The organism is Brucella sp. H1_1004, from assembly GCF_047308065.1.
Classification (GTDB): domain Bacteria; phylum Pseudomonadota; class Alphaproteobacteria; order Rhizobiales; family Rhizobiaceae; genus Brucella; species Brucella pseudogrignonensis_B.
The window spans coordinates 908011-933667 of sequence record NZ_JAYKZA010000001.1; the positions used below are offsets into that span (position 1 = coordinate 908011).

Genomic DNA, 25657 nt, shown 5'->3' on the forward strand with positions numbered 1-25657 from the left:
AGCACCACGAAACTATTCTTTGAACAGGCGTTGACGGCTTAGTTTTCTGGTGCTGTTCGTGTGTCGACTTCGACAGTTACGCTCAGGCCCGCACGGATTTTGCCGGAATCAAGCGCTTCCTGTGGAATTGTAATCCGAACTGGAACGCGCTGAACGATCTTGGTGAAGTTGCCGGTCGCGTTTTCGGGTGGCAATAGCGAGAACACCGCGCCAGATGCGGGTGCTACCGATGCAACCTTGCCTTCAATATAGGGACCGTCAATTGCATCAACATAGATACGCGCTGTTTCGCCGGTTTTGATATGGCCGAGCTGCGTTTCCTTGAAGTTGGCATCGATATAAAGCGCATTCACAGGAACGAGTGCCGCAATTTTCTGACCCGCCGAAACAAGATCGCCTTTCTTGCCGGACAGATTGCCGACGACGCCATCAAAGGGTGCGCGCAATATGGTGAAGTTGAGATCGCGGGCAGCCTTATCGCGTGCAAGCTCCAGCGAGCGCATGGTGCTTTCTGCTTCCTTATACTGCGCATTCAGCACGTCGATATTGGCATTGGCCGACGCGATCTGGGCATTTGATCCCGCAAGCTTGGCCTTGGCCTGATCAAGCGACGACTGCGCATTATCCAGTTCGGACTGTGCGGAAAACCGCGTGTCGTGCAGCTTTTGAATGCGCACCATTGTGCTTTCAGCATTTTTAAGCACAGCCTGCGAGGCCTGTTCGTCTGCCTGCGCTTGCTGTAAACTCGCCTTTGCCGCATCAATCTGCGCCTGGATGCGTGCCAGTGTCTGCTTTTGTGTATTGAGTTTGGCTTCCGCGTCATCAAGCGCGATCTGATAATCACCGGCATCAAGCTGGAAAATCACATCGCCAGCTTTAACGTGCTGATTGGCGACGACCGGTATATTCTCGATATAGCCCGTCACTTTCGGCGCAATGGACGCAATATCACCCTGTACATACGCGTCGTCCGTTGAAACCATGAAGCGGCCAACGGTCCACCAGTCGTAACCATACCAAAGTCCGCCTGCCACCGCAGCAATCAGAACTACCGGCAGAACAACACGTTTGCCGAAGCCTTTTTTCTTGCCGCCTTTTGCCGGTGCGGAAGAAGCGCTGGGCGCAGATGTTTCCGGTGTCGCCTGCGGAGCGGGACGTTCGCCCAACGGCTCGGCATTCACGCGGGATTGTTCACCCTGCGGCACTGACGTCGGAAATGGTCGAATATCAGCTGTATCAACAGACTTGGGGGCGGACATGAGACAAACTTTCTGTATAACCGCTTCAACGAACCGCTTGGTTCGATGTTGACTTAGAGCAATAACTTACCCATATCAAGTCTCATCGAACCGATTGGTTCGGGAAAATTATGAGTTTTGTACAATGAATTGTGATCACCGCCTAGAAGAGAACGCATCGATGGTTAGCAAAAGCACACCCGTCCATAATGACGGTTGTTCCGATGCGGACTGCGGGCGCACACGTCTCGGGGCGGGGCAGGACCCTGCAAAGCGTCAGCAAATACTGGAAGGCGCGCAAAGCGTCTTTTTGCGGATGGGTTTTGATGCAGCGAGCATGAACGACATCACACGCGAAGCTGGTGTGTCAAAAGGCACGATTTACGTCTATTTTAATAGTAAGGAAGATTTATTCGTCGCACTTTGCGAGCATTATCGCCAGACGACTTTTAGCCAGATGATCGATAAGATCGACAAGGGCTTTTCCAATCGCGAAGAATTGGCAGAGTTTGGTGTTACGCTCGCAACGCTCATTACGTCTTCGACCGCCATTCGTGCGCAGCGCATTATTCTGGGCGTCAGTGAACGCAAGCCGGAGTTATCGGCACGTTTTTATGAACGCGGTCCCAAGCGCAGCCATCTTATCATGGCTGATTTTCTGTCGCGTATGATTGACGAGGGAAAGCTTGATCCGTTTGACCCTTTGCAAATGTCCTATCAGTTAACAGACCTTTTCTTGTCTGGCTTGTATCGTCCGCGCCTTTTTGGCGTAATTGAAGACGAACCGTCAGAACAGACGATCAGGCGAACTGTTGAAGCCGCACTCGATTTCTTTTTCAAAGCTTACGGCAAAACTCCCAAAAACGTTCCATAATGGAACAGATATGCCTTCTTTTGTGGGGGGATGCGCCAAATTTGACTCCCAACTTATTTTTTCTATATACGAGCCACATTTTCGCGTCGTTCTTGTGAGTAAGACGACGCTATCTATTAATTGCGGGTTGCATGACGGCCCATTTTTTATGTGACTGAAAAAAGATTAAGTATCTGATGGAGTCGATTCTTCGCTGCTTTTTTGAGCCCAGTTAGAAAAGTTCTCCCAGCTTTGCTACCAAGGATTTTACCCAATGACTCTCGATTTGATTCACTTTCCAAATTTTAAAAAGACCTTTTTTGGCAATTCATTCCAAAGCGATACGCTGACCTTATTGACACGCATTCGTGATGAAATTGGCTGTCGTCATATCGTTCATACCTATCGTGGACGGATGGGCGATTGCTTCAAACCCAACTCTGATGATCTGACGGTCGTGATGACGATACCACCAAGTTGGGTTGCACGATATTCCGCCAAAAACTACTTTGTTATCGATCCAATTTTTCAGGAGGACGCACCATATTTTCGAAGTGACGTCAGTGGTGTCGTGCGCGATCTTAAAGAAGATGCGGATGTTTGTCCGGCAGTGGCGGAGATGTTGCAAGACGCGGAAAAACACGGAATGGGCAATATGCTGATCGCTGTGTCCGCCAGAAATTCTAAAGGTGGTGTTGGATGCACGCTGTTTGGTTTCGACCTTGACGAAAGCCAAGACCGTGAGCAGTTTGTTTCAAAGTTACGTCCACGTCTGCTTAGTATTTCAGGAATTATCCAGAATGCACTGTGTGGTCATAAAGAAGCTGGTGCGGTGGCATCTTTGCTGACACCACGCGAAATCGATTGTCTTCGCTGGGCGGCGAACGGCAAGACCGACGGTGAGATTGCAGAGATTTTGAGCATCGCGCGTTGGACAGTTGTAACCTATTTGCAGAACGCCAAAATCAAGCTCAATTGCTCAAATCGTACGTCAGCAGTTGCAACCGCTCTGTCGCTTGGCATCATTGCAATGCCAGAAGTCGGCCATCTTATGTAATAGGGCTGGCTGAACGGTTTTAAAACTAGCCTGTTTTTAAAGTGTTGAATTGCTTTTTATAATCAGCGTTTGCGGGATGGATCGGTGTTTTCAAACCGAGATTGTCCCGCAATGTTAGACCATCATAATCGCTGCGGGCAAGCCCGCGGCGACGAAGCTCCGGCAGAACCAGCTCGCCAAAGTCTTCCAGACCTGCCGGGAAGATCGGCGGCATCACATTGAAGCCATCCGCGCCATAAGTTTCAAAACGCTCTTCAAGCGCGTCAGCAACATCCTTGGCAGTGCCGACGATTTGCAGATGACCACGCGCGCCCGCAACCCGTAGATAAAGTTCGCGAATGGTCAGATTTTCGCGCCGCGCCAATTCAAACAGAAGCTCCTGTCTGCTTTTGCTGCCTTGAGTTTCCGGCAACTCAGGTACGGGACCGTCGAGATCAAACTGCGAAAGGTCGGGGCCAGACCAGCCTGAAGACAGAATATTGAGCCCCACAGACGGGTGAATGAGGTTCTGGAGCTGATCGAACTTATCCTGAGCCTCCTGCCGAGTGCGACCGACAACCGGAAAAATGCCCGGCATGATTTTGATATCGTCGGCATCACGCCCGTAGTGTGTTGCACGCTTTTTGACATCCTTGTAGAAGTCCGAAGCTTCCTCAACAGTCTGCTGTGCCGTGAAAACAACATCCGCACTTTTTGCTGCCAGTTCCTTTCCTGCTGCCGATGAGCCGGCCTGCACCGTCACCGGATGCCCTTGCGGCGAACGCGGCACATTCAATGGTCCCTGAACTGAGAAGTGCTTGCCTTTGTGATCAAGCACATGCCGCTTGTTAGGGTCGAAAAACCGTGCATCTTCCTTGTCATAAAGAAAGGCATCATCTTCCCAGCTGTTCCATAGCCCCGTGACAACATCGGCAAATTCCTCCGCCCGTTCATAACGGTCGGCATGTTCATAATGACGGTCGAGATTGAAATTGCGCGCCTCAAAGTCGCTGGCCGAAGTCACAAGGTTATAGCCTGCGCGACCACCGCTTAAATGGTCAAGTGAGGCAAATTTTCGTGCGATGTGGAAAGGCTCATTGAAGCTCGATGAGGCTGTTGCAACAAGACCGATATGGCTGGTGACAGCCGAGAGCGCGGACAAAAGCGTGAGCGGCTCAAACTGTGCTACATAGCTATGCGCTGTGCGGCTTAGAATTTCGAGGTTGTCGCCGCGCGTGCCTGCACCATCGGCAAGAAACAGCAGATCGAATTTGGCTGCTTCTGCCAGCGCGGCAACGTTGCGGTAATAGTCGAAATTGATGCCAGCATTAGCAACAGCATCCGGGTGCCGCCATGCCGCAATATGGTGGCCGACCGGATAGACGAACAAGCCAAAACGCAGAAAACCCTCACGCTTTGCCATTTCAGGCGCTCCGGGCTTGAGATGGTGTCGCAACGGATAAGGCTGGCAGTTCCAGATTGGCGCGGAAGTTAGAACCGATGTAATCCGTATCAATCAGCGAGCGGCGGCGAAGCTCAGGGATCAGGCCATTTAAAAGTAAATCTTCCTGATCGGGATTACCAATGCCGTGCAGCGAAAGAACGTCAACAGCACCCGTATTGAAGCGTTCTTCAATCGCATCAACAAGTTGCTCCGGCGTACCCGCAATCGACCAGTGACCGGTTTCCTGTGCCTCAATAATCAACTGACGCAGGGTCAGACCTTCACGCGCATAGCGGCGGAAGACTTCAACACGGCCCCGGCGGCGGTTAATGCTCGTGATTTCCGGCAGCAGGTTTTCTGGTAGCGGCCTATCAAGTGGCAGGTCGCTCAGATCAATATGGCCGCCGAGCATATCTGCAAGTTTGACACGTCCCTGATCATAATCGATTGCTTCATGCTTGTCTTTCAGACGGCGAGCAACATCGGCTTCCGATGAGCCAATCAGTGAATGAAGCGAGTTCATGATGAAGGGCAGATTGTTGCCACGGCCAAACTGTGCAGCTCTGCTGCGCAGCTCGGAGGCAAAGGCCACAGCATCTTCGAGCTTTGGCTGTGACGTATAGACGACTTCAGCATAGCGGGCGCCAACGGTGATGCCCGCATCGGACTGCCCCGCCTGAAACTGAACCGGACGACCCTGCGGCAGCGGTGGCACATTCAGTGGTCCTTCGACGCTGAAATGCTTGCCCCGATAGTTGATGGGGTGAAATTTTTCCGGGTGGACAGAGATATTACCCGACGCTTTTCGCGTGATTGCATCACGCTCATTTGCATCATAGAGCGCGTTCACGATCTCGATGAATTCCGCAGCCCGTTCATAGCGCTCTTCCGGACTTGGCAGATCGCCGCCGAAATTCTCTTCGCCGACCGAAGAGGTCACGGCATTCCAGCCCGTTCTGCCACCGCTCAAATGTTCCAGCGTTCCGATCTGGCGTGCGAGATTGTAAGGATGCAGAAATGTCGTTGAGACGGTCGCAATCAATCCGATATCCGATGTGGCATGTGCCAGCGCTGCAAGCGCGATAACCGGGTCTTGCGTGCCAGTGGTGCCTGCAAGACCTGCCGGATCAAGTTGCAGAAGGTCGGCAGTAAAAAGACCGGTGATCTTTTCGGCTTCAGCCTTCTTTGCCAGCTCTATTGCGCGTTTGAACCCAAAGGTCTTGTCCTGATCATTGCTTGCTGAAACAACGTTGCTGGCACCGAACAGGGTTTTCAAGCGGCGTGCGCGTGTTCTGGTCATGGTAATGTCCTTGTAAATTAAGCGGCGCTTATCGTTGGAACTGCATCCAGCAGGGCGCGTGTGTAATTGTGCTGTGGTTGGGAAAAGACGCGTTCAACAGCGCCGCTTTCAACGATGCGACCGTCCTTCATCACCAGAACGCGGTCTGTCAGATGATGGACGACACCAAGGTCGTGGGAAATGAACAAAAGCGATGTGCCTGAAGCTGCTTGCAGCTCGGCCAGAAGGTCGAGCACCTGAGCTTGTACCGATACATCAAGCGCGCTTACAGGTTCGTCGGCCACCAGAAGTTTCGGACGCGGTGCAAACGCACGAGCAATGGCGACACGCTGGCGCTGACCGCCAGATAATTCGCGGGGATAGCGCTTGAGAAACTGCGCGCCGAGGCGCACTGCATCCAGCACTTCCACCACGCGCTTGCGGCGTTCATCACCATAGATATGAACGGAATCAAGGCTTTCACCGACGATCTTTTCAACCGTGTAACGCGGATCGAACGAACTGAGCGCATCCTGTGCAATCAGTTGCATATGCGCACGCTGTGCGCGGCGTTGCTCCTCACGCAGATTGCTCCAGAGCCTGCCATCAATATGCACCGTACCCTGATCGGGTTCTGTGAGGCCCAGAACGATCTTTGCGACGGTGGTTTTGCCAGAGCCGGATTCCCCAACAATTCCGAGCGCTTCGCCAGCTTTCAGAGAGAACGAGACATCATTGACGGCCAAAGGGGTGTTGGCTTTGCCATAATGTTTGAAAAGCCCTTTGGCTTCCAGAACATTGGTGCTCTCATCGATGCGCTTTGCTGGTAGGGCCACCCTGACTTGCGGTTGGTGCGGCTGTGCTGGCGATAGCCGGTAGCCGCGCGACCCGACGGACGGTACGGCTTCGAGCAAATGTCGCGTGAAGGCTTCCTTCGGTGCATTGAGGATCTGGTTAGTCGGGCCTTCCTCAACGATGCGGCCATTGTGCATGACCAGAACGCGATCGGCCAGCCTTGAGACAACAGCAAGATCATGGCTAATCAGCAGAAGTGTGTGTCCCGCCCGGCGACGCTCCGCAAGAAGATCGAGGATCTGCTTCTGAACCGTCGCGTCAAGCGCTGTCGTCGGTTCGTCGGCAATGAGCAGTGACGGCGAACGCGCAACTGCCGTTGCAATCAGTGCGCGTTGCCGCAAACCACCGGAAAGCTGATGCGGATATTGCAGCAATCTGCGATCAGGGTCGGGAATACCTACCGATCGCAGCAATGCCTTGCTGCGATCGGTGACATCCGGCCTTCGGAAAAAGCGTGTTGTCCCGAAGGCATCGGAAAGCTGTTGCGAGATACGACGTAGTGGATCGAGCGAAACCAGCGCATCCTGTAAGACAAAGCCGATTTTGTTGCCGCGCAAACCGCGCCATTCTTTATCGCGGTAGTCAAGGACATTGAGACCGTCAATCTCAAAGCGCTCAGCTTTGACGACTGCGCTTGGGCCTGAAAGTCCGATCAGTGCGCGCGCCGTCACTGACTTGCCCGAACCGGACTCTCCAACAAGCGCCACCGTCTCACCGGGATGAATGGTCAAATTGATGCCTTCAACGACTTTGACCAACTTGTCATCGCGTTGAAAGCTGATGGATAAATTGCGGATTTCAACAAGGGGCGTTGTCATGACGGCCTCCGGCCTTCAAAGGCAAGCTGCCAACGGCGTCCGAGAATGCTGATGGATATAACGGTGAGTGTGATGGTCAGACCGGGCCAGACGCCAATCCACCATGCGACACGCAGATAATTGCGCGCTTCTGAGAGCATCGCGCCCCATTCGGGAGCTGGCGGCTGCGGTCCCATGCCAAGAAAGCTCAAGCCCGCAGCACTGATGATTGCTGTGCCAAGCCCGATGGTTGCAAGGATTGGTACCTGCGCAATGGCGTGGGGCAATACGTGCCGCAACACGAGGATATGACGCTTCAGCCCAAATGTTTTCGCCTGCTCGACATAACCGCTTTGCGCAATAATAAAGGTCTGCGCGCGCACGACACGGGCGAAACGTGGAATGATGGCAACTCCAAGTGCAAAGATCAGATTGACGGTGCCCGGTCCTGTGAACGAGATGAAAACAAGAGCCAGCAGCAGATCGGGAAACGAAGACACCACATCGAGAAAGCGGGAAATTGCTTCATCAATCAGGCCGCGCGATAGTCCAGACAGCAGCCCTAGAATGGAGCCAGCTGTAGCTCCGATAGCCACAGCGCTAAAGCCGATCAGAACGGAATAGCGCGCACCGTGAACCACGCGTGAAAACACGTCGCGGCCCAAATGATCGGTGCCAAACCAATGTTCTGCCGAAAGCGGCAATTGTGCCTGTAGCGGATCGGCCAGCAATGGATCGGCTGTTGTGAGTAAACCCGGCCAGAGCGTTGCAACGGCAATGAGCGTTAGAAAGAGTGATGGTAGTGCCAGTGCCGGGCGCGAAAGGACCAATCGGGCCAGATTACGTAAACTTGTGCCAGCCGGTTTTGCCGTCGAGTGTGTTTCAAGTGCGGGGGTGACACTCATGATCTATCTCCGGCCTTCGGTTCTCAGGCGCGGATCAATCAGCAGATAGAGCACGTCAACGATAGTGCTCATCACCACATAGATAAACGCCGAGAAAATAGCGACAGCCAACACCACCGGCAGGTCGTGATAAAGCACTGCATCAACCGTGATGCGGCCAAGACCGGGACGTCCGAACACGGCTTCGGTAATAACAGCGCCTGAAAGAAGCCCACCAATCAGCCAGCCGGTCAGTGTCACGGCTGGCAGTGATGCGTGGCGCAAACCATGTCTTAAACGCAGCACGAGATTGCTGGTGCCCCAGCTGCGCACTGTGAGCGCAAAGGGTTCTTCCAGTGCGCGTTCCAGACCTTCGCGCAAAACCTGTCCGATCACCGCACCTAAAGACAAACCAAGCGATAGAGCTGGAAGAACGAGTGCTGCGAAATTCCTGTCCCCCGACACCGGAAACAGCTTGAGCGTGAAGGAGAAGACGAAGAGCAGAACGATGCCAAGCCAGAAGGATGGCGTTGAAATCAGCACCAGTTCTGTGCCCGCAGCAATTGAACGCGGCAGCTTTTTACCGGCTGTCAAAACAGCGCTGCCCACAGCAAAGACGATTGCCACAAAAAGTGCTGCCCCCGCGAGCTTCAGCGTCGGCCACATTTGCGAATAGAGTAGCTCAGAAACATCTGTCTGCAGATAATAGGAACGGCCGAAGTCGCCATGCAGAATACGTCCAAGATAGGACAGGTATTGCATGGAAATGGGATCATCCAGCCCCCATTCTGCGCGAATGGCAGCTTCGACTTCTGGCGTGCGTAACTGCTCTCCAATCAGAATGCTGACGATGTCGCCGGGTGCCAGATGGACGCTGATGAAGCTCAAAGTGATTGCCGCCCAAAGAACCAGCACGCCTGAGCTTATGCGCAGGGTGATTTGTCCCGTAAGGCTGTTCCGCGGGAATCCGAAACGCCGGGGCAACCAGCTTGCGGGTGCGCGACCGATGGTCGTGGTATTTTCAGCATCCATGATCTGTAGCTCCTCTGTGCCGAAGTCCGCAGGGCGGCGTGTTTATTCACTGCGCCAGATATTGTGCGCGCTTTCAGGAAGTTGCTTGAATGGGCGGAAGCTGATGCCTTTGACATAGCTTGCAGCCGCAACCTGATCTTCAGGCTCGTACAGCGGCAAGGCATAGGCCTGATCCAAAATGGCGAAGTTTTGCAGCTTGCTATAAAGCTCAAACCGCTTGGTCTGATCGAGCGTTGAGGAGGCTTCATTCAGCCATTGCGCTAATTCAGGTGCTGAAGCGCGGCTGTAATTTATGTAACCGCCCTTATCGAGTGGCAGGTAATGCAGCTCGATATCGATAGCGTCGGTTGGCGTGTTGGAATTGGCAATCGAGCCAAATTCGCCAGTCTTTCGGCGATCTGTGTAGGTTCCGGCATCCACATAAACGATCTTGAGATCAATCCCCGCACTCTGGCGCGCCTGCGCCTGCAAAGCCTGCAAGAGAACGTCGCGCTGGTCACGCACTGTTGCCTGTGCCTGAATAACTTCGATGGTCAGCGGCTTGCCATCCTTGGTGCGGAAGCCTTCCGCATTGCGTTCCGTCCAGCCCGCTTCATCAAGAAGCTTGTTGGCAAGCTCTGGATTGGCACCGTACTTTCCTTCGATGCTTTTATCGTAGAACTGCGGATCAATAGGCGAGGTGATGCCCCATGCGCGGGTGCGCTCCCCGCGATAGACAGACTTGAGAACGGCATCGACATCAATGGCTGCAACCAGCGCTTTGCGAACATTCAGCTCCTGCGTTGGCCCCCATTCGACATTGAGGAAAAGCGAATAAGGTGTGCCGGTATTCAAGGCCGTCTGATAGGTGAAATCAGGATTGTCCTTGAACAAGGCCGCATCATTGCCGGGGACACCTTCAATGACATCAACCTGACCAGACGTAAGGGCGCCGGTTCTGACCGAGGACTCGCCCAGGAAACGGTAGGTCACTTCATCCAGATAGGCTGGCCCCTGATGAGCGGCATTTGCTGGTGCCCAATTGTAATCCGGGTTTTTGACGAAGGTGAGTTCCTGTCCTTTGGTATAGCGCTTCAAAATGAAAGGACCGGTTCCTGAAATCTGAGGTCCGCCGGATTTGATTTCTTCAGACTTGAATGCAGCAGGTGAGAGAATTTCCAGGCTGGCAATATAATCGAGAAATGGCGCGTAAATGCCTTTGAGCGCGAAACTGACGGTGTTTTCGTCAAGCGCTTTCACTTCTGCAATGCGTGACACTGGCCCGGTGCTTGTGCTGCCAGAATAGGCCGGGTCTTTGAGCGCCGTAATGTTGGCTACGACCGCTTCCGCATTGAATTTTTCGCCGTCCGTAAACTTCACATCATCGCGTAGTGTGAATGTGTAGGTTTTACCGTCGTCTGAAATCTTATGAACTTTCGCAAGCCAGGATACATAACCGCCGTCAGAGGTGCGTGCGAGCAGCGATTCATAAGCATTGCGCAGCAGAAGTTTGGTTTTGTCCTGACCATTGAGTTGTGGATTGAGCGTTGCAGGCTGGGTTTCAACGCCCCAGACCAGTTTGCCACCTTCAACGGGTTTGGCGTCTTCCGCGAATGCGATTTTTGGCAGTGCGACCGCTGCGAAAACTGCGGTTCCGAGTGTCAGGAAATATCGGCGATTAAGCATGTATCGGTCTCTCGTCAAAAAGATGGAATTAATCTTGAAGCCAGATGTCGTAGGCGTTTTCCGGAAGCCGCTTGAAAGGGCGGAAACCAATGCCTTGAACGCGTGATGATGCGACGATTTGATCGGCAGGCACGTAGAGCGGCAGGCCATAGGCCTGTTCGAGCAACGCAAAACGTTGCAGATCTGCGTAAGTCTCAAAGCGCCTTTTGGGATCGAGCGTGGAAGCGCCTTCGTCCAGCCATTGGGAGACTTTAGGGTCTTCCGTACGGCTATAATTGATCGAGCCGCCCTTATCGCGTGGCAGATAATGGAAATAGATGGTGACGCCGTTTTCCTGCGTCGTGGTCGAGTTTGGAATGATGCCGTATTCGCCGTCTTTCTGACGGTTGGAATAGGTACCCGCATCGACATATTGCAGCGCAATATCGATGCCCGCATTCTGTCGGGCCTGGGCCTGTACCGCCTGCAATAAAATATCACGCTGGTCGCGCACGGTGGATTGTGACTGCACAACCTCGATTGTCAGACGTTTGCCGTCTTTGGTGCGGAAGCCGTCGGCATCGCGTTCCGTCCAACCCGCGTCATCGAGAAGCTTATTGGCAAGTTCTGGATTAAACCCGTAAGTGCCTTCAATTGACTTGTCGTAAAAGTCAGTGTCAGCGGGCGTAAGAATGCCCCAGGCACGTTCGCGCTCACCGCGATAAACCGACTGAATAATGCGTTCGACATCGACGGCAGCCAGCACTGCTTTACGGACATTGACGTCGGAAGTGGGTTCGCGGGTGATGTTGAGATAGAGTGTATAAGGCGTTCCGGTGTTGATTGAAGTTTGGTAGCTAAATTCCGGATTATCTTTGAAAAGTTGCGCATCGTTGCCGGAGATACCTTCTGCGGCATCGATCTGCCCGGAAGTGAGTGCGCCGATACGCACTGAGGATTCCGGCAGGAAACGATAGGTCACATCGTCGAGATAGGCCGGGCCTTGATGCGCGGCATTTTCGGGCGCCCAATTATAATCCGGGTTTCTAACGAAGCGGATTTCCTGACCCTTGATATAGTGGTCGATAACAAAGGGGCCGGTTCCTGCGACTTCTGTTCCACCAGCCTTCAGCTGTGTAGATTCAAATGCTTTGGGCGAGATCAGTTCAATGCCTGCCGCACCATCCAGAAAAGGTGCGTAAACGCGGTCGAGTTTTATAACGACAGTCAGTGGATCAACGGCCGTGACTTCGCTGACACGCGCGACATGGCCCGCACTGATGCTTCCTGAATAAGTAGGTTCTTTGAGTTTGCTAAAGTTGAGAGCAACAGCTGCTGCATCGAATGTCTCACCATCCGAAAATTTCACACCGTCGCGCAGTTTAAACATGTAGGTTTTGCCGTCTTCAGAAACTTCATAGCTCTTGGCGAGCCACGGCACATAACTACCCTCCGGTGTGCGGGCCAAAAGGGATTCATAGCTGTTGCGCAGAATAAGCTTGGCTTTGGCCTGACCGTTCAAATGGGGATTCAGTGTGCTTGGCTCTGTCTCCACACCCCATGTGAGAGAACCACCGCTGACGGGTTCAGCATTTGCTTTGGCCGAAGTGATTTCGGCTCCAGCAGCAATGATCAGAGTAAGGGCGCTGGCGCCAGCCAGAAAAGCTCGTCTTGTTACCACGTTGAATATCCAGTGTCGGGAAATTGGGAGAGTTTATGCCGCGATTGCCGGGCGATTGTTGGCGAGCAGCTCAATGGTTTTGAGACGATGGCCGCCTTCTGAAACAGGACAGTCGATCACGAACTCGGTGACGCCCAGTTCACGATGCAGGCGTTGAAGTTCACTGTGAACATGCAAGGCTGTGCCATGGACCACGCGAGGCGTGCGCTCTTCGATGCTGTATTGTGTGGCACCTGCCTGTCGCACATATTCAAGCGCCTGTTCGTGACTGCCGACATTGACCGGCTGCAGGCCTTCGACCGCAACACGGAAGCGGCGAATATCACCAGCCAGTTTTTCCGCCTCGGCATCGCTCTCAGTAACAATAACGCTGACCGCTAAAATGGCAGGGCGGTTCGTAATTGTCCGATAGGCTTCAACCGCTTCTTTGATGGCTGCCGGATCGCCCTGAATATGTCCGGCATAAACGAAGTTCCAATCGAGCTGCGCCGCAAGTTCAGCACTTTCGACGCTCGCACCCAGCAGGAAACGTTGAGGTTTTTGCGGCGGAACCGGATAGGCGGAAATACCGTTTTCATCATCTGATTTATCAGAACCATGATCGAGAAAACCATCAAGCTCTGCCAGCTGCTGTATGAATGTTGGCTTTCGGTCCGGGTCATAAGCGCCTTGCAGGGCGCGTGTTGAAAGTGGCAGGCCACCCGGCGCTTTTCCAACACCCAAATCGACCCGTCCCGGGGCAAGTGATGCAAGCAGATTGAAGTTCTCAGCGACTTTATAAGCGCTGTAATGCTGCAGCATCACGCCGCCCGAACCAATCCGGATATGATGGGTATGAGCCAGCAAAAAGCCGATCAGCACCTCCGGTGACGAACTGGCGAGCGCCGGTGTGTTGTGGTGCTCTGCCACCCAGAAACGGTGAAAGCCTGCGGCTTCTGCTTTCTGCGCAAGCTTTATCGTGCGGCCAAGAGCTGTGTTGGCTTCTTCGCCGTCGTGAATTGGGCTCTTATCCAGAAAGCTAAGCACATAGGGCATGTTGTCCTCATCAGTAAATTCAATGAAGTTGTAGCCTATGTTTTTTATATAGTTTTAATCTAGCAATATTCTTCTAATATTTATTGTATCATTAAATGTTCGTGCCGTGCAAATTTACCAATAAAGATGCACCGTAAGAGAAATATGCTTTCACATCATTGGTTGTTGCTGTCTACAAAGCACCGATGAAGAAGTATTTATTTCTCTAGAGGTCTTCTATGGTAGATATTATTACTCAGTCATCGCTTTTGGACCCTGCTGCAGATCCCCTCATTAATGGTCTGGTTCATGAATATGAAAGCCGTTATGCGAATCTGGATCGGCCAGGTGGTGCACGTACGGAAATTCTGCGCTACCCAACTGAGGCTTTTGCGCCGCCGCTAGGTGGCTTTTTGCTCTTGCAGCGTGATGGCGTGACCATTGCTGGCGGCGCTTTCATGAGCCACGATGATGAAACGGTTGAGCTTAAGCGCATCTGGACGGCATCGCATATGCGTAGACAGGGGCTGGCGCGCCGCATCGTTTTGGCTCTTGAAGAAAGAGCTGGCGAACTGGGGTATACGCGGGCTTATCTCTCAACCGGCTTTCGCCAGCCTGAAGCAACAGCGCTGTATATTTCACTCGGTTATCGTCCGCTTTTCGACACATCTTCAGATGTCCGGCACTACCGTTCGCTGCCGTTTGAAAAGCACATTGGCGCCAGACTGGGTCAGCAAGGCTCTTCGCCGCTTTATCCTCCATCGACATCATTTGAAGAGGCAACCCAGCGCGTACGGGAACGGAAGGCGATGCAGGAAGCAAAGATTCTTGCGCGACTTCAAAGCTATCGCGAAACCGCTGCGTGAGAAGGGAAACAAGCCATGCCCCTTTCACATATCGAACATTTCGCCTTTCTCATTCCCGGCAGTCATCACGAGTATGATCCCGCACGGGGTTTAGAGGACACGCTTCAGCTTTTCGAACATGGAGAGCGATTGGATTATGACAGCGGCTGGGTGCGCCAGCGCCATCTGGAACGCGGTATCTCTTCGGCTTCAACGTTTCTTGCAGCGGCAACGCAGCGAACAAAACATATCGGCCTTGGTACAGCGGTTATCCAGCTAGGCTATGAAAATCCGTTTCGTCTGGCCGAAGACCTTGCAACTGTGGACCTGCTCTCAAACGGCAGGCTGAATGTTGGCGTTTCAGTTGGTGTGCCGCTGTTTGCGCATCTGATTGAGGACTTTGTCGATGCCGCTCCCATCGCTGATTACAGCCATAGGCGCGCAGAAAAACTGGCAAAGGCGCTGCGGTCAGAACCGCCTAGCCAACCAATCTATTCAATGATGATCGGAATTATAACATGACGCAATCCAAAGGCTTACTCTTCGGTGTCGGCATCGATGTCGCCACCGCTTCGCAGAACAGTGAAAAACCATCGCGACAGTTCTGGACCGAGCTGACAAAACCATTTAACGACGCGTTTTCATTTTTAACGCTGGAGGATGGTTTCGCCAACGGCAATGGCGATGGGCTGGATGCCATATTGCTAGCAAACTGGCTTGCGCCGCGCTTGGCCAATATCGGAATTATCGCCGGTGCGGCAACGAATTTTCTTGAGCCGTTTCACCTTTCAACGGCCGTTGCGACGCTCGATTATATCAGTGAGGGCCGGGCGGGCATTCTGGTGCAAGCACTTGGTGAAAAACGCAATATCGAAGCGAGCGAAGCTCTGGGCGCTTTGAATGGCTATCCTTCGCTTGAACATGACGCACTTGATCGCGATACGCAGGACGCAATCGAGGTCATTCGCAGGCTATGGGATAGCTGGGAAGATGATGCTGTCATCCGTGATAAGAAAACCCACCGCTTTCTTGATGCTTCGAAGCTTCATTACATCAAGTTTGAAAGCGATAATTTCCGGGTTCTTGGACCGTCGATAACACCGCGCCCCCCGCAAGGACAGCCTGTTATCGCGACAACGCTCACTCGCCATGAAGATGTTGCCAGAGCACACAACGTTGATGTCGTTTTTGTTCCAGTGAGCGGCCCCTTGTCCAAGGCTATAGGCGAGACTGTACCGGTCGTGGTTGGAGATATCGAGCTTTCACACGCACCGACTGTAGAGAGCGTTATTGAAAACATTCTCCATGGCGAAGCGTTCGGTGTGAAGGGGATAAGGCTGGTGTTGTCCGACCCGCAATCACAAAGCGATTTTGTTTTAAATGAGCTGCTGCCAGCACTGCGTGCTCAAGACCTCATTCGTAAGACCGAAAGCACCACGTTGCGGGCGCGGTTTGGTCTGCCGGAAGCAATCAATCGTTACTCAGCAGCGGCTTGAGCGAAGGAGCGGATACAATGACAAAGCTGAAGCAGGTAATTCTCGGAGCACAGTTTCCCGGCGTCAACAACTTCACCGTATGGAGCGATCCGGCAGCCGGGAGCCAGATAGAGTTTTCATCTTTCAGGCATTTTGCCGAAACAATTGAACGTGGAAAGTTTGATTTTATCTTTCTGGCGGAAGGCCTGCGGGTGCGCGAGCAAAAAGGAAAGTTGCACGAACTCGATGTCGCAGGCCGTCCGAATACGCTGGCCATTCTCACCGCATTGTCTTCTATCACTGAGCATGTCGGACTCATCGGCACGCTTACAACTACATTCAACGAGCCTTATGCACTCGCTCGTCAGCTCGCGACATTTGATATTCTCTCAGGTGGTCGCGCGGGCTGGAATGTGGTGACTTCGCCCGGCGCATTTACCGGGGCGAATTTTAGGCGAGGTGATCATTTGCCGTTCAAGGAACGCTATGAACGTGCCCGCGAGTTTTTGGATGCAGCGCGGAAAATCTGGGCCGGTGGTGACTTTGCTTTCAAGGGCAAGCATTTTGACATTGCTGGTCATTCAAATCTGGCACCCTTGCCGCAAGGCGCACCAGTTATTGCGCAGGCTGGCGACTCGCAAGAAGGACGGGAGTTGGCCGCCAGTCATGCTGATGTCATTTATTCGCGCCATGGCACACTTGAAGCCGGTCAACAGTTCTATCGCGATGTGAAGCAGCGCCTTGCACATTATGGACGCAGCCCGGATTCACTCAAAATTTTGCCGGGAGCCAATTTTGTTTTGGGGGATACGCAAGAGGATGCGCAGTACAAGCTGCGTCAAATCCGTCTTCAGCAGGTCAGCCCGAAATCTGCAATTACGTTTCTGGAGCAAGTCTGGAACCGTGATCTTTCCAGCTATGACCCGGACGGCCCTCTGCCGGAACTTGAGCCGGACGTTGAGCATGAACAATTGGCTTTGGGGCGTGCCAACCGTTTTGATGATCGCATCAATACGGCACGTACATGGCGTGAACTTGCTGAACGCGATAAGCTCAGTATCCGCGACTTGATTATAAAGGTGACAGCGCGACAGGAATTTGTTGGTACGCCGGAAACTATTGCAGACGAAATCAATACCTATGTTCAGGCGGATGCGGCCGACGGATTTGTGTTTGCACCACATCTCACGCCGGGCGGTTTTGATGAATTCGTCGAAAAGGTCATCCCTGTTTTGCAGGAAAAGGGCGTGTACCGTGAAGACTATTCTACGCACACATTAAAAGGCAATCTGGGCCTATCATATTGATATTATTAGAAATATAATCGGGCGGCGCGTCCTTGTGCCGTTTGATGTTTCTTTTCTCGCAGCGCGTTGATTTTAATTTTCTACAAAATCAATCGAATATAGAACCCCCATTCTCGGTGGATCGACATGGGGCTGCTACCGTAGTGTGAAATGAATTATCTGGAGTACTAGACACACATGGCTTCGATAGTAACATATCTGCGCGAACCGCTTCCTCAGATTGATGAAGAAGTATCGGATGTTGGGGTTGCTCCTGCTGAGATTAAAGCTGCAATGCGTCATCTTGCTGGGGGGGTGAGTGTTGTCACCGCAGGATTTGAAGAAGGCCGAACTGGCGCAACAGTAACATCAGCGACAGCTTTGTCGGTCGAGCCGGCCACGATCATCGTGAACATTAATGTGGGTTCTTCGGTTTGGCCGGTGATCAATCGTCATAACCATTTCTGCGTCAATATCTTGTCCGCTCACCAGCAGGCGGTTGCTGATCGCTTCGCTGGCAGGGGGGGCGTTAAGGGCGCTGATCGCTATGAACATGCTCAATGGTACCGGCTTGAAAGCGGTGCGTTAGCTCTCCACGGCGCATTGGCATCAATTGACTGTGCTGTTGAAGATGTCATGGAGCGCCATACCCATGCGATCATCATTGGCCGTGCACTTAGAATCGTCACGGGCGAGGGCGAGCCGCTGCTTTATCACAGCGGTGCTTATAAATTTTTAAGTGTATGAAACACGGATTAACTGAAGAAGAAGCTTTTAATACTGAGGCTCGAGATTCATGCACTTAGCCCTGTAGCGCATCCCGAAAAGCTATCAGCTATCGTTCCCGTCTATGATCTCTCTTTAAAAAGCACGCTCTGATCGAAAAGATAACGGTGAGAAAGCGGCAGACTTGCCGCGCCCATCGTCTTTCCATGAATGCCGACTCTGCCTTCCAAAATTTCGGGCGCTGAAAGCCCTTGCAGGTCGATGCGTTTAAGCTCCAATTTCGTTGCTTCGACGATTCTGAGCCGAACACTTTGCGGCAGCCAACCATCAATAATCGCAGCAGGAAAATCAATCACCGATGCGGCGGCAACGACTGCATGGGCTAGTCCGCGTGCGGCCAGCGCAATCCATTCGTCTAACACATCGCCGAAATCCGGCCAGCTTTCCGGCGAAAGCCACAGCTCGTCGGACGAGATATCATGTTCATGCAACATTCGTTCAAGAACGAAAAGCGATGCTGTATCAATAAGCTGGATTGCTTCACGTTTATCGTCTGCTTCACGCATCCGCATCGGCATGGAACCCAGGGCGCCAGCATTCCCGGTTCTTCCTGGATACAGTGTGTTGTTCAACACAACGCCGCCGCCGATGAATGATCCGATTGAGAAATAAACGAAATCCGTAAATTCAGGGCCGCGTCCGAAAGTCAGTTCTGCACCACAGGCGGCTGTGCCATCGTTTTGCAAAAAGACAGGAAAAGGCAGAGATGAACCGAAATCATGGATCAGATCGGCATCTAGCCAGGCGTTCATATCAGCAACGGGTGCGCCCACTTCTTCAACCCAATTCCAAAGTTCAAACGGGAGAGCAATCCCAAGGCCCGCAATCCGATCGCGTTTGTCAGCATCAAGCGCGGCAGTAAATTCAGCGATGCTATCGAAAGCAAAGGTCCGGATTATATCAGGAACAGGCCATGCATAGGTGATGTGGCGGCGCTTGCGTATTTGGCCCAGAAAATCCATTAGGATTATTTCAGCGCTCCGGCGGCCTATCTTAAGGCCGAACGAGAAGACGCCATCTGCGGCAAGTCGCATAGGCATGGAAGGCTGTCCGACACGCCCACGTACACGTTCGCCTTGCGTGATAAGGCCGTCTTTCTCCAATTCGCGAATAATCACTGAAATTGTTTGCGCCGAAAGGCCTGTTTTCCGTGCTATATCGACACGCGCCATTGCACCGTGTCGGCGTACCAAAGCAAGCACAAGACGCTCGTTATAAGCGCGGACACCGATCTGATTGGACCCGCGATTGATGTTGACGCCTGTTTGCGCAAATTCCGGCAAAGCTGGCCCTGCGGCGGCGAGATCGCCGTGTTGCTCAGAACCACGTTCTGAAGTGTGCCTGACCATATCCTCTCCCAGAATCCTGCAAATTTATTGAATCTGCCTATCCCAAACTTCGGTGTCGAGAAAGCCTAAACTTAAAGAACATATTAATCAAAACAGCGGGTTAGAGGTCTTTCTCACCCCCAATGCTGACGAGGGTTTTCTATTTCTCTATCAAGAGAGTGACACAGCAAATTAATAAATCAAGTGGATTTATTAATTGACTCTGCTATGAAGCCGTGTTTTGTTTTCATCACGCCGGGGGAAGAGGAACCGGTTTCACTCTGGGAGGAGTTCATGAAGAAGACAGTTTTTTCCGCAGCAATTGCTGCCTTGACACTCGGTGTTGCTGCTTCCGTTGCAGCCCCAGCCAGTGCGGCTGATGTCGGCGCATGCCTGATTACCAAGACTGATACCAATCCGTTCTTCGTCAAGATGAAGGAAGGTGCTATCGCGAAAGCGAAGGAGCTTGGGGTTAATCTCAAGACATATGCCGGCAAGATCGACGGCGATTCAGAAAGCCAGGTTGCCGCCATCGAAACCTGTATCGCAGATGGCACCAAGGGCATTCTGATTACCGCCTCAGATACAAAAGGTATTGTGCCAACACTGCAAAAAGCCCGCGAAGCCGGCGCGTTGATTATCGCTCTCGATACGCCGCTGGAGCCGGCCGATGCGGCTGATGCAACTTTCGCAACAGATAATTTCCTTGCGGGTGAGCTGGTCGGAAAATGGGCGGCTGCAACCCTCGGTGATAAGGCCAAGGATGCGCGTGTAGCCTTCCTTAATTTGACGGCAGCGCAGCCAAGTGTTGATGTTCTGCGTGATCAGGGCTTTGACGTCGGTTTCGGTATTGATCCGAAAGACAGAACGAAACTTGGCGATGAAGACGATCCGCGTATCGTGGGCCGGGATCTTACTGACGGGAATGAAGAAGGTGGCCGTCGCGCCATGGAAAACCTTCTGCAAAAAGATCCGACCATCAATGTCGTTCACACGATCAACGAGCCTGCTGCGGCTGGTGCCTATGAAGCTCTGAAGGCCTTGGGTCGTGAGAAGGACGTTCTGATCGTTTCGATTGATGGTGGTTGCCCTGGTGTTAAAAATGTCGAAGCTGGCGTGATCGGCGCGACATCGCAGCAATATCCGTTGCAAATGGCAGCGCTTGGCATCGAAGCCATTAAAAAATTCGCAGATACAGGCGAAAAGCCTAAGCCGACCGAAGGTAAAACCTTCGTCGACACGGGTGTGGCTCTTGTCACCGACAAGCCCGTCGAAGGTGTGGAGTCAATCGACACCAAGACGGCGCTGGGCAAGTGCTGGGGCTAAAAGCTGTGTGACAATCTGCATCCGGCAGCTTTTGCCGGATGCTCTTGCGCCATAAAGCAGGAGACAGACATGCGTGAGCCGCAGGCAACGACCACTGCCGCAAAATCATCAATGCAGGAATATGAAAAATCGCTCTCGCAAAGTGCAAGCGATGTCGCTTCCTTCGATGCAGGCGATCATTCCGTGCTTTATCGCGTCAGACATTTTCTGCATCACAACCCGGCAGCGGTGCCATTGATTGTGCTCGTGATTTCGTTGCTGGTCTTCGGCATCACGCTGGGTGGCAAATTTTTTTCAGCCTTTGCGTTGACACTCATTCTCCAGCAAGTCGCGATCACAGGCATTGTCGCCGCAGCGCAGACTCTGGTGATCCTGACCGCCGGTATCGATCTGTCGGTTGGCGCAATCATGGTTCTTTCTTCCGTTGTCATGGGACAGTTCACATTCCGCTACGGCTTGCCGGCGGAGCTTTCCATCCTGTGCGGCTTTGCGACCGGCGCGCTTTGTGGCTTCATCAACGGGTTTCTGATAGCCTATGTGCGTCTGCCACCCTTTATCGTTACGCTTGGCATGTGGCAGGTCATCCTTGCTACGAACTTCCTTTACTCCGCCAATGAAACCATTCGCGCACAGGAAATCACGGCGGAAGCTCCGATTTTGCAGTTCTTTGGCGAAAGCATTCGTATTGGCGGAGCTGTATTTACTTATGGCGTGATCGCTATGGTGCTTTTGGTCCTGCTCCTCTGGTTTGTGCTCAACCATACGGCATGGGGACGTCACGTCTATGCTATTGGTGATGATCCCGAAGCCGCAAAACTGTCGGGCGTTTCGGTGAAGCCTATCCTCATGTCAGTCTATATTCTGGCGGGGCTTATCTGTGCGCTTGCTGGCTGGGCTATGATAGGGCGCCTTGGCTCCGTATCACCGACGGCAGGGCAGTTTGCCAATATTGAATCCATTACAGCCGTCGTGATCGGTGGGATTTCGCTCTTTGGCGGGCGGGGTTCCATCCTTGGTACGATGTTTGGTGCATTGATTGTTGGTGTTTTCTCCTTGGGGCTGCGTCTGTGGGGCACAGACCCACAATGGACCTACCTCCTGATTGGTGTTCTTATTATTGCCGCCGTTGCCATTGACCAGTGGATCAGAAAGGCTGCCGCATGAAAACCTCACCCACGCCTGTTCTCTCTGCTAAAGGTCTCGTCAAGCGCTATGGACGTGTTACGGCGCTCGACCGTGCCGATTTCGACCTCTATCCGGGGGAGATTCTTGCCGTCATTGGTGATAATGGCGCGGGCAAGTCGTCGCTGATCAAGGCGCTTTCGGGAGCCATTCGCCCTGACGAGGGTGAAATCCTGCTTGATGGCAAGCCAGTCAGCTTCAATTCTCCCATGGAAGCGCGTCATGCAGGCATTGAGACGGTTTATCAGAACCTCGCTCTTTCACCTGCGTTATCCATAGCAGACAACCTGTTTCTTGGGCGCGAAATTCGCCGTAAGGGTCCGCTTGGTTCATTACTCAGGATGCTTGATCGCGGGGCGATGGAAAAGATTGCGCGCGAAAAGCTCTCCGAACTCGGCCTGATGACGATTCAAAACATCAGCCAGGCGGTGGAGACCCTGTCTGGCGGTCAGCGGCAGGGCGTTGCCGTTGCTCGCGCTGCAGCCTTCGGCTCGAAAGTTGTGATCATGGACGAGCCGACCGCCGCACTTGGCGTGAAGGAATCACGCCGTGTGCTTGAGCTTATTCAGGATGTGAAAGCACGTGGAATGCCGATTGTGCTGATTTCGCACAACATGCCGCATGTATTTGAAGTGGCTGATCGCATCCATATTCATCGCCTTGGTCGCCGTCTGACGGTGGTCGATCCGAAGCAATATTCCATGTCCGACGCTGTTGCACTGATGACAGGCGCGATGGCACCGCCGGCAGAAGCGGCCTGATCGCTTTTGATGGCCATCATCCTTATGTCCAAAAAGACCTTGCGAGCGAACCCCAACTTGTGAAATGAGTTGAGAAATCAAAAGGAAAAGGTTTCCTCCGGCCAATCTTTCAAAAAGATGATGCACCGGATTTCACCACGGGCAAAGGCGGTCAATGAGCGAGAGTTTTGCATCAGTCGATGACGAGCAGGAGCGCGCGCGCGTAGCTTGGCTCTATTTCATTGGTGGCCAGACCCAACAGGAAATCGCGCAACGGCTCAATATAACGCGACTAAAGGTCAACAAGATCATTGGTCAGGTCCGCGAGTCGGGACAGATACAGGTCAATGTCAGCCTTCCGCTTGTCGATTGCATCGTCTTGGCGGAAAAGGTCGCAGCCCGCTACGGCCTTGCCGATGTCGTAGTTGTACCAGACCTTGATGACTATCTTGAACAGAAACGCGTGATCGGTGAAGCTGCAGGAACCATGGCAAGCGAACTGATTGCAGGACGTGACATGGGGATAGGGATCGCTTCAGGCCGTACTTTGAGTTTCGCAGTCAGGAGTCTGCGTTCGCGTCCCAAGCCGGAAAGCTGGGTCGTCAGTCTGACGGGCGGCGTGACCAGCGGCTCCTCAACCAATACGTTTGAAGTTGCGACCGATTTTGCCCGCACCCTAGGTGTTGAGTGCCACTATCTGACTGCCCCGATCTATTGTGCCAACCGCGAAAGCCGCGAGGCCATACTTCTGAGCGATGAATTGACAGACGTGCTTGCCCGCACCGAAATTGCCGATATCGGCCTTGTCTCATGTGGCGCACTGACATCGGAAACGTCGCTCACCCATATCCGGGTGGTAAAAGACAATCTTGATGCAGTGCTGAAGCTCGGAGCCGTTGGTGAGTTTCTGGGATATTTTCTTGATGCTCAAGGTCAACCAATTGGCCATTTCCTCAATGATTCAATCATTGCCTTGCCACCGGACAAGCTCAAACTCAAACCGGCATCGGTTCTGGTTTCAGGTGGGCTGAACAAAATCCCAATTATCCGGGCCATTCTGCGCGGTGGTTATGTCAATCGTCTCGTCACGAATGAAGGTGTTGCGCATGCACTGTTGCAGGGGCCGCGTTAAACACGGCCCCTGTTCTAATTGATTAAGCCTTTGCTTGAAGCGCTTCTGCCATGGCGCGCAGTGTTACGAATGTAGACGCTGCACCCGGATCGATATGGCCGATCGAGCGTTCACCAAGCTTGGCGGAACGGCCACGACGCGATTCCATGGCAGCCGTCGCCTTCATGCCGGCTTCGGCCCCATCGCGTGCCGCAATCAGCACGTCGAGCGTGGATTTTCCTGCTTTCGCGGCTTGATTGGCAGCTTCGACCGCTGGAACCCATGCGTCAATCATCGTCTTGTCGCCCGGTGCAGCGCGGCCGCGATCCTGGATACCCTGCGATGCCGCAGCTAACCATTCCGCCATGCCATTGCCATCAAGATTCAGACGATTGCTGACAGCCGTACCCGCACGCAAAAATGCCGTTGCATAAAGCGGACCTGACGAAGCGCCAACCGCATCCAGAAACGCCTTGGCCATGCGCTTGCAGATCGCCTCAATGGTTTCATCGCCCTGTTCGTCTTCAAGCGCATGCTGCACGGCCTTCCAGCCGATTTCCATGGTAATGCCATGATCACCATCACCGATCACGCCGTCGAGCTCCGAAAGCCAGTTCTTCTCGGCAATGATCTGATTGCCGACATTCATCATCATCGCTTTGAACAGCGCAGGCGTTACATCACCATCGGTGAGGAGCTTGCGTGGCGCGTCCGATGCTGCTTCCTTATGTTCAACAGCGCGTGCTACCTTGCGGCTTGAAGCCGGTTCACGATCCGCTGACTGCACAGCACCAACCGTTAAGGCTGGGGTATGGCATGGATGATCGAGCAGCGCTTGCAACGTCGCATCGAGCTTCATCAGCGTGACCGACGCACCAGCCATTTCGAGCGATGTTGCATATTCGCCCACCCACGAAGCATGGATCTGAATTTCCCTGCCATCCAGAATCTGCTTTACGCGGCGGAAGATCAGATAAAGCTCGATATGGGTTGTTGCACCCAGTCCATTGACCAGAACCGCTACGCGATCTCCAGCCTTGAGCGCGAGCTCTTCCAGCACCGAAGCCATCAATTCGTCGGTGACTTCATCCGCAGGTGCAAGCTTCTGGCGGCGGATGCCCGGTTCGCCATGCAATCCCATCCCGATTTCCATTTCATCGTCGCCGATGGAAAAATTCGGTTTGCCGGTCTGCGGCAGCGAGCAGGGGCTTAAAGCCACGCCCATCGAGCGGGTCGCTTCATTGGCAGCCTGAGCAAGCGCTTCAACGCGCGGCAGGGATTCACCGAGATCAGCAGCAGCACCGGCCACCTTGAATACGAAGAAATCACCGGCAATGCCGCGACGCTCCGACTTGCGATCAAGCGGCGCTGAGGCCACATCGTCGGCCACTGCGACGTGACGCACATCCATGCCATCCTGTGCGAGTTCTTCCGCAGCCATGGTGAAGTTGAGAACATCGCCGGTGTAGTTGCCATAGAGCATCAAAACGCCAGCGCCACCATCGGCAGCGCGTGCCGCTTCCGCAATATGTGCAGGTGATGGAGATGCAAACACGTTGCCAACGGCTGCTGCATCTGCAAGGCCGCGTCCGACATAGCCCGCAAAGGCTGGCTCGTGTCCTGAGCCACCACCCACAACGATGCCGACCTTGCCTTCACGCGGGCCATCGACCGCCACAACCGCACGACCGGTTTCGCCCTCAACGCGCAGAATATCAGGATGCGCACCAACCATGCCTTCAATCATTTCTGCAATGATGTTTTCAGGCGCGTTGATCAGCTTCTTCGTTTTGACTTCTTCATTCATGTCTTTAGCTTTCT

Annotated in this window: 21 protein-coding genes and 1 pseudogene; 11 read left to right on the top strand and 11 right to left on the bottom strand. The window is 53.2% G+C overall.

Translation table 11 applies throughout. The features are described from left to right. Positions 1 to 38: 38 nt before the first annotated feature. Positions 39 to 1259, bottom strand: a complete 1221-nt coding sequence (locus U2P60_RS04500; protein ID WP_413571512.1) for an HlyD family secretion protein — start codon at positions 1257 to 1259, stop codon at positions 39 to 41. Between the two features lie 160 nt (positions 1260 to 1419). Between U2P60_RS04500 and U2P60_RS04505 the strand changes: the two genes are divergently transcribed. Next, positions 1420 to 2112 carry a TetR/AcrR family transcriptional regulator gene (locus tag U2P60_RS04505; RefSeq protein WP_313829388.1) on the top strand — a complete coding sequence of 231 codons (693 nt, stop codon included), beginning with the start codon at positions 1420 to 1422 and terminating at the stop codon, positions 2110 to 2112. Positions 2113 to 2365: 253 nt separating this feature from the next. Further along, positions 2366 to 3148, top strand: a complete 783-nt coding sequence (locus tag U2P60_RS04510; protein WP_313829389.1) for a LuxR family transcriptional regulator — start codon at positions 2366 to 2368, stop codon at positions 3146 to 3148. A gap of 25 nt (positions 3149 to 3173) precedes the next feature. Here U2P60_RS04510 and U2P60_RS04515 read toward each other — a convergent pair whose 3' ends face one another. From U2P60_RS04515 to U2P60_RS04550, 8 genes are read right to left on the bottom strand one after another with little or no spacing between them, the layout of a single operon-like run. Then, positions 3174 to 4550 carry an LLM class flavin-dependent oxidoreductase gene (locus U2P60_RS04515; RefSeq protein ID WP_413571513.1) on the bottom strand — a complete coding sequence of 459 codons (1377 nt, stop codon included), beginning with the start codon at positions 4548 to 4550 and terminating at the stop codon, positions 3174 to 3176. Between the two features lies 1 nt (position 4551). Continuing rightward, a complete protein-coding gene (locus U2P60_RS04520; RefSeq protein WP_413571514.1) occupies positions 4552 to 5871 on the bottom strand; it encodes an NtaA/DmoA family FMN-dependent monooxygenase in 1320 nt (439 codons plus the stop codon). 17 nt (positions 5872 to 5888) lie between these two features. Beyond that, entirely contained in the window at positions 5889 to 7523 is a 1635-nt protein-coding gene (locus U2P60_RS04525) for a dipeptide ABC transporter ATP-binding protein (protein ID WP_413571515.1), read from the bottom strand. Then, entirely contained in the window at positions 7520 to 8407 is an 888-nt protein-coding gene (locus U2P60_RS04530) for an ABC transporter permease (RefSeq protein WP_413571517.1), read from the bottom strand. The genes U2P60_RS04525 and U2P60_RS04530 overlap by 4 nt, the downstream gene beginning before the upstream one ends. A gap of 3 nt (positions 8408 to 8410) precedes the next feature. Continuing rightward, positions 8411 to 9418 carry an ABC transporter permease gene (locus U2P60_RS04535; protein ID WP_413571518.1) on the bottom strand — a complete coding sequence of 336 codons (1008 nt, stop codon included), beginning with the start codon at positions 9416 to 9418 and terminating at the stop codon, positions 8411 to 8413. 42 nt (positions 9419 to 9460) lie between these two features. After that, positions 9461 to 11083: an ABC transporter substrate-binding protein gene (locus tag U2P60_RS04540; protein ID WP_413571519.1), complete on the bottom strand. Its 1623-nt coding sequence runs from the start codon at positions 11081 to 11083 to the stop codon at positions 9461 to 9463. Between the two features lie 28 nt (positions 11084 to 11111). Next, complete coding sequence (locus U2P60_RS04545; protein ID WP_413571520.1) at positions 11112 to 12743, bottom strand: ABC transporter substrate-binding protein; 1632 nt, start codon at positions 12741 to 12743, stop codon at positions 11112 to 11114. Between the two features lie 33 nt (positions 12744 to 12776). Continuing rightward, complete coding sequence (locus U2P60_RS04550) at positions 12777 to 13778, bottom strand: LLM class flavin-dependent oxidoreductase (RefSeq protein WP_413571521.1); 1002 nt, start codon at positions 13776 to 13778, stop codon at positions 12777 to 12779. Between the two features lie 218 nt (positions 13779 to 13996). Here U2P60_RS04550 and U2P60_RS04555 point away from each other — a divergent pair, with 218 nt between their 5' ends. The 5 genes and pseudogenes from U2P60_RS04555 (at position 13997) to U2P60_RS04575 (ending at position 18110) form a co-directional block, all read left to right on the top strand. After that, entirely contained in the window at positions 13997 to 14623 is a 627-nt protein-coding gene (locus U2P60_RS04555; RefSeq protein WP_413571522.1) for a GNAT family N-acetyltransferase, read from the top strand. Positions 14624 to 14638: 15 nt separating this feature from the next. After that, positions 14639 to 15085, top strand: a pseudogene (locus tag U2P60_RS04560) (LLM class flavin-dependent oxidoreductase); the annotation flags it as partial. A gap of 35 nt (positions 15086 to 15120) precedes the next feature. Next, positions 15121 to 16098, top strand: coding sequence for an LLM class flavin-dependent oxidoreductase (locus U2P60_RS04565; protein ID WP_413571523.1), 978 nt, complete (start codon positions 15121 to 15123; stop codon positions 16096 to 16098). A 17-nt stretch (positions 16099 to 16115) separates the two neighbouring features. Further along, the gene (locus tag U2P60_RS04570) at positions 16116 to 17384 is read left to right on the top strand and encodes an LLM class flavin-dependent oxidoreductase (protein ID WP_413571524.1); all 1269 of its coding nucleotides are present in this window, start codon (positions 16116 to 16118) and stop codon (positions 17382 to 17384) included. 177 nt (positions 17385 to 17561) lie between these two features. Further along, complete coding sequence (locus U2P60_RS04575; protein ID WP_413571526.1) at positions 17562 to 18110, top strand: flavin reductase family protein; 549 nt, start codon at positions 17562 to 17564, stop codon at positions 18108 to 18110. Positions 18111 to 18211: 101 nt separating this feature from the next. On the opposite strand, the gene U2P60_RS04580 is transcribed toward U2P60_RS04575, so the two are convergent. Beyond that, the gene (locus tag U2P60_RS04580; protein ID WP_413571527.1) at positions 18212 to 19498 is read right to left on the bottom strand and encodes an ROK family transcriptional regulator; all 1287 of its coding nucleotides are present in this window, start codon (positions 19496 to 19498) and stop codon (positions 18212 to 18214) included. Positions 19499 to 19771: 273 nt separating this feature from the next. Between U2P60_RS04580 and U2P60_RS04585 the strand changes: the two genes are divergently transcribed. The 4 genes from U2P60_RS04585 (at position 19772) to U2P60_RS04600 (ending at position 23857) form a co-directional block, all read left to right on the top strand. After that, positions 19772 to 20803 carry a sugar ABC transporter substrate-binding protein gene (locus U2P60_RS04585; protein ID WP_413571528.1) on the top strand — a complete coding sequence of 344 codons (1032 nt, stop codon included), beginning with the start codon at positions 19772 to 19774 and terminating at the stop codon, positions 20801 to 20803. A gap of 69 nt (positions 20804 to 20872) precedes the next feature. Beyond that, complete coding sequence (locus U2P60_RS04590) at positions 20873 to 21967, top strand: ABC transporter permease (protein ID WP_413571530.1); 1095 nt, start codon at positions 20873 to 20875, stop codon at positions 21965 to 21967. Continuing rightward, positions 21964 to 22746 (top strand): ATP-binding cassette domain-containing protein, encoded by a 783-nt coding sequence (locus tag U2P60_RS04595; RefSeq protein ID WP_313829410.1) that lies wholly within the window; start codon positions 21964 to 21966, stop codon positions 22744 to 22746. Before U2P60_RS04590 ends, U2P60_RS04595 begins: the two co-directional genes overlap by 4 nt. A 154-nt stretch (positions 22747 to 22900) precedes the next feature. After that, positions 22901 to 23857: a sugar-binding transcriptional regulator gene (locus U2P60_RS04600; RefSeq protein ID WP_413571531.1), complete on the top strand. Its 957-nt coding sequence runs from the start codon at positions 22901 to 22903 to the stop codon at positions 23855 to 23857. Positions 23858 to 23879: 22 nt separating this feature from the next. On the opposite strand, the gene dhaL is transcribed toward U2P60_RS04600, so the two are convergent. Further along, positions 23880 to 25643 carry a dihydroxyacetone kinase subunit DhaL gene (gene dhaL / locus U2P60_RS04605; RefSeq protein WP_413571533.1) on the bottom strand — a complete coding sequence of 588 codons (1764 nt, stop codon included), beginning with the start codon at positions 25641 to 25643 and terminating at the stop codon, positions 23880 to 23882. Between the last annotated feature and the right edge of the window lie 14 nt (positions 25644 to 25657).